Source organism: Streptomyces sp. NPDC048479 (assembly GCF_040651435.1).
Classification (GTDB): domain Bacteria; phylum Actinomycetota; class Actinomycetes; order Streptomycetales; family Streptomycetaceae; genus Streptomyces.
On the sequence record NZ_JBEZKA010000085.1, the window covers coordinates 1 to 4,366 of the forward strand.

Here is a 4,366-nt window from a genome sequence, read left to right on the forward strand (position 1 = left end):
GGCGCATCTTCCACCACGCACGCTGCAGTCCCAACCGCCTCTCGTCAGCAGCCAAAGCCGTCCTCACCCTGGAGAGGCAACGCTGAAAAGGCTCATTGATCCGGCCAAGGCACGGGGCGCAGTCGAAACTGCATGGGGGAGACCGTGGAGCGAAAGTTTCCGATGATGGATCGGGCGAGACGCGACGACGGTGCCGTGGGGCCATCGAGGGTGATGTCCTCTGTCCGGAGGAGCCCGGAGGTGCGGATGTCCACGATGGCCGTTGGTTCGGTGGTGTGCTGGCAGCGGAGGAATACGGTCGTTGTGCTCCCGCAGTTGCCGAACAGGGATGGGGTCAGGCCATGCGCGCCTCGCTCATTCAGCTTTCAGTGGAAGGGGCCGAGACCACGGAGGAGCGCGGTAGACATACCACCGCCTTTGTCCTCGGCCGGGGGGACGGCGCCATCGGGGTGCTCCCGGGACTGTGGATGACCGGAGCCCGGGCTTGTGACGCGTGGACCGACGGCGCCGCATCGGCCGTGGCCCACGCCGGGCAGTCAAGTCCTCTTCCATGCCGTGCTCGCCTTCGACGGGGACGGCGTGCTCTGCCGCCACTACTGCACGGTCTCCCGGTACGGCTTCGACATCAGCGCAGCCGTCGCCTCCGGAGCCTGGCGCGACATCGTCACCGTCCCCGCCCACCTTGGCGCGCTAAGCCTGATCATCCGTCACAACAGGGGGTTCCCCGTGCTCTTCCGATCCCTGATCCACACCGGGACCGTGGCCGTACCGACGGCGCTGTTGGAGTATCTGCGCCTCCTCGCCTGCACCAGGACCGAGAGTGAGCACGGGGGAGTACGCCATGCCGGACACGGCACGATCATCGCCCCCTGGCTCTACGTGCTGGCGGAATCGAACGCCGGCAAACAGGTCCTGACGGACGAGTTCGGCATGGGGGACGACGCGGCCGGCCGCATCGACCGGGCGGTTCGCCGGGACCGTGCGCCGGTGGTCGGCGCACCCCGGACGTGCTGAATCTCCGGGCCACGAGCCGGAAGCCCCACCGTATCCGGATGGCCCTTGCTTCCTCCGACCCGGGCATGACCCGTCTCCTCGGGGCATGCAACACGGTCGGTGCCATTCTCCTGTCCCTAGGCGTTCTCGCGGCCCTGCACACCCCGGTGCCGTTCCTGGTCCTGGCGGCGGCCACCGCCCTCGTATGGTCGTTCGTCCTAACCGCGCCCACCCTGCGCGAACAGGCGACAGCGCACGCCCTCGGGTACCCCGCCGCCCTGTCGGCCGCCACCGTGGCGGTCCTCCTGGCGCCCCACCGCGTCGCCGCAGACGCGGTGTTCGTCCTACTGATCTTCGCGAGTGTGTACATCCGCCGGTTCGGCGCCCTGGGCACGGCAGTCGGAATGAACATCTTTCAGCTCTACTTCGTCGCCCAGTTCGTGCCCCTCCAAGCCGGGCAGCTCTCCCTGATGTGGGGCACGATCACTGTGGCCTTCGTATGCGGTGCTGTGGTGCGCTTCGGGCTGCTAAGCAGCCCACCCGACCGGACACTCGGCAGGCTGCGGCGATTGATCCGCGCCTGCCTGGCCGACGTGGTCGGCAGCCTTTTCGCTCTCCTGGCCGCCGATGCATCGGCGGCCAGGACCGAACAGTCGCTGAAGGATCTGCACCGTGGCCTAGCCCGGCTGCACGAGTGCTCCCTGATGATCCAGAGCAGTGTCGAACTGTGCCGCCCGCCGGCCGCCGCGGCACGTGTGCAGAGCCGTGTCGTCCAGGCTGACGTCGCGGCCGAGCGCCTGGTCGTGATGCTGCTGAGGGCGAGGGTTCAGGGCGACACAGCCCACGACTTCGCCCACCGGCTGCACCTGCCCGGCCGTCCCCGCCTTCGCGGGCCAGGGGGTGGGTATCATCCCGTCGCTACCGCTCCTGCCCCCCTCGCCCCCGAAGCCGTGCAGGCAATTGCCTGCGGGCTGCGGTCGGTGCGGGCACTGGTGGGGTGTACGAGGCAGCCCACTCCGGCGCCCAGGTCGGCCCCCGCACCGAGGACTGCTGCACCGGATTCCTCGGCGTCGCTTTCGTTCGAAACGAGTGAGGCGCTCGATGCGCTAGAGGATTTCGAGAACTCCGTCGTGCGCCTGTGGAACGTCTTCGGACCCGCCGGCAGGGACGAGGCTGCCCACGCAACGGCGCAGACCCCCGAAGGCCGGACCGGACACGGCGCATCGTCCGGATCAGCGGCCCTCACGGAGCCGAATGCACCCGAGCCCCGCGGCCTCCATCGCCCGACCACCCGCGCCGCGCTCCAGACCGCCGCGGGTTCCGCGCTGGCGACGGTGGCTGGAGAGCTGATCTCGCCGGAACGCTGGTACTGGGCAGTACTCGCCTGCTGGATGGTCTTCTTCAACACCGCGTCCACCGGCGAGATCTTGGCCAAGGGCTACCGCCGGCTGCTGGGCACCCTCGTCGGCGTCGTCGCCGCCCTCGGCACCGTGACCCTGACCGGCGGGGAACCCTGGCTCGCGTTCATTGTCGTGATCGCCTGTGTCTTCGGCATGGCCTTCACCGCCCCCTGGTCCTACGCCGCGGCCACCTTCTTCCTGACGCTCGCCATCGGTGAGCTCTACACCCTCCTGAACACCTACAGCGAGGGCGTCCTGGTGGTCCGGATCGAGGAGACACTGCTCGGAGTGATCTGCGGAGTGATCGCAGCCCTGCTCGTGTTGCCCATCAGCACCCGCACGCGCGCCGACCGGCAGCTGCGCAACACCCTGCTGCGCCTCCAGGAAGCCGTACGCGAGCTCTCGACCCGGCTGATCCCGCGCGCAGTCCCCACCGGCCAGGACTCCGCCGATCTGTTCGCCACCATCCGCCACTTGGACCGGTCGCTGGAGGACCTGCGGCGGTCCATGAGCCCCCTCACCCATCCCCTTGCTCCACAACGTCTTCGACGGAACAACGCCCTGTACGCCCTGGGGCTGCTGGACACGTGCGCCTACCACGTGCGCGTCCTCACCGCCGAGGCCGCGCAGTGTCCGTCCGCCCCCTTCAGGGGCACACCCGCAGGGACGCTGCTCGTCGAGGCCGTGGGTCACATCGACGCAAACCTCGCCACGCTCGCACGGCTGCCGGCCGACAAGGAGACAGAGCCGGGAGTTCTGCGAGCCCGCCACGACTTCGCCCGGCGGGTCGGTGCCGTCGCGCCCGATACTTTCGCCGGCAGGACCTTGCGACACTTCCGGCGTCTGGATGACGACGTCCTCACACTGGCCGCAACGCTGGGCATGTGCCCGTGTGCCGACGACGCCCCTGCTGCCGCTACCCCGCCCCGGACGGGATGAGGCATCATCACGTGGTGCCGCGCCCTGCGCTCCATGGCCCGGCACACAGAGGGCGGGCTGCCCAGTGCACGGTGGGGGCCGAAAAGGGGGGCGGGCGGAAAAAGGGTGGACGGGGCCGTTGAGTGCCCGCTCCACGGGGCGGCGATTCGCCGCTGACGGCCGTTGGGTGAGCGCCCCCAAGACTGCCACCGGTGGCTTCGACGTCCGCGAACACCGTGGACGGGTCGGCACCTACAGGCTTCAGTCCGCTGCCCCCAACGTGCGCCTGCTCCGAGCGCGTACGCAACACCCTCAAGACGAGCGGCCGATGGCGGGACGATTCGCTCCTGGACTGAGCAACAGCGGTAGGGGAAGTGTCCCTCCCCTCGTAGTGTGGAGTCCGTGATTGCAGGGGAAGTTGGGATTCATGGGGTCAAGCAACGGACGTACGACGCTTCCGTGAGGGTGCTGTACGCATCGTGATCGAGACGGGGGAGCCGATCCCGGTTGCCGAGGAGCTCGGGGTTCATCCGGGCACGCTGCACAGCTGGGTGTCGCGCTGGCGGCGCAACGGCTCCGCGTCCTCGGACCGGCCGACGCCCGCGTCGCAGGGCGGTCGGCTGCGCGAGGGTGAACGCGCCGAGCTGGAGCGGCTGCGGCGGGAGATGGAGCGTGATGTGTTCAAGCGATGCATGGCCCTCTGGGTGAAGTGACCGAGCAGACGCTGGCCGCTCTGGCCGCGTTCATCGGTACCAGAGGGCCGGGCACAAGAACCCGCACCGGGTCACCTGCCGCATCCTGGGCGTGTCGGAGTCCTGGTTCTACAAGTGGCGCGACAAGCCCGCCACCGCCCGCGAGACGAGGCGTCAGCGGCTCGCCGACGAGATCAAGCGGATCCCCGCGGCGCCGAGGAACCTGATCAGCAGTGCGCAATGCTGCGCCTGCCGACGCCGCGAACGCCGGCCCTGGACGAGTTGCGGTCGCCGACTGATCCGGCACCGCCCTGCCGACGCGACGGGAGGGCGGGAGCACGCCGTCTTCTCAGGCCGTTCAGG

Annotated in this window: 3 protein-coding genes and 2 pseudogenes; all 5 read left to right on the forward strand. The window is 69.3% G+C overall.

The annotated features are described in order from the left end of the window. Positions 1-86: pseudogene (locus AB0D12_RS40880) on the forward strand (IS5/IS1182 family transposase); the annotation flags it as partial. A gap of 400 nt (positions 87-486) precedes the next feature. Continuing rightward, complete coding sequence (locus AB0D12_RS40885; protein ID WP_362695075.1) at positions 487-1,014, forward strand: hypothetical protein; 528 nt, start codon at positions 487-489, stop codon at positions 1,012-1,014. Between the two features lie 38 nt (positions 1,015-1,052). After that, positions 1,053-3,332, forward strand: a complete 2,280-nt coding sequence (locus AB0D12_RS40890; RefSeq protein ID WP_362695078.1) for an FUSC family protein — start codon at positions 1,053-1,055, stop codon at positions 3,330-3,332. 458 nt (positions 3,333-3,790) lie between these two features. Continuing rightward, positions 3,791-4,024, forward strand: coding sequence for a transposase (locus AB0D12_RS40895; protein ID WP_362695081.1), 234 nt, complete (start codon positions 3,791-3,793; stop codon positions 4,022-4,024). A 91-nt stretch (positions 4,025-4,115) separates the two neighbouring features. Continuing rightward, positions 4,116-4,366 (forward strand): annotated as a pseudogene (locus tag AB0D12_RS40900) (hypothetical protein); the annotation flags it as partial.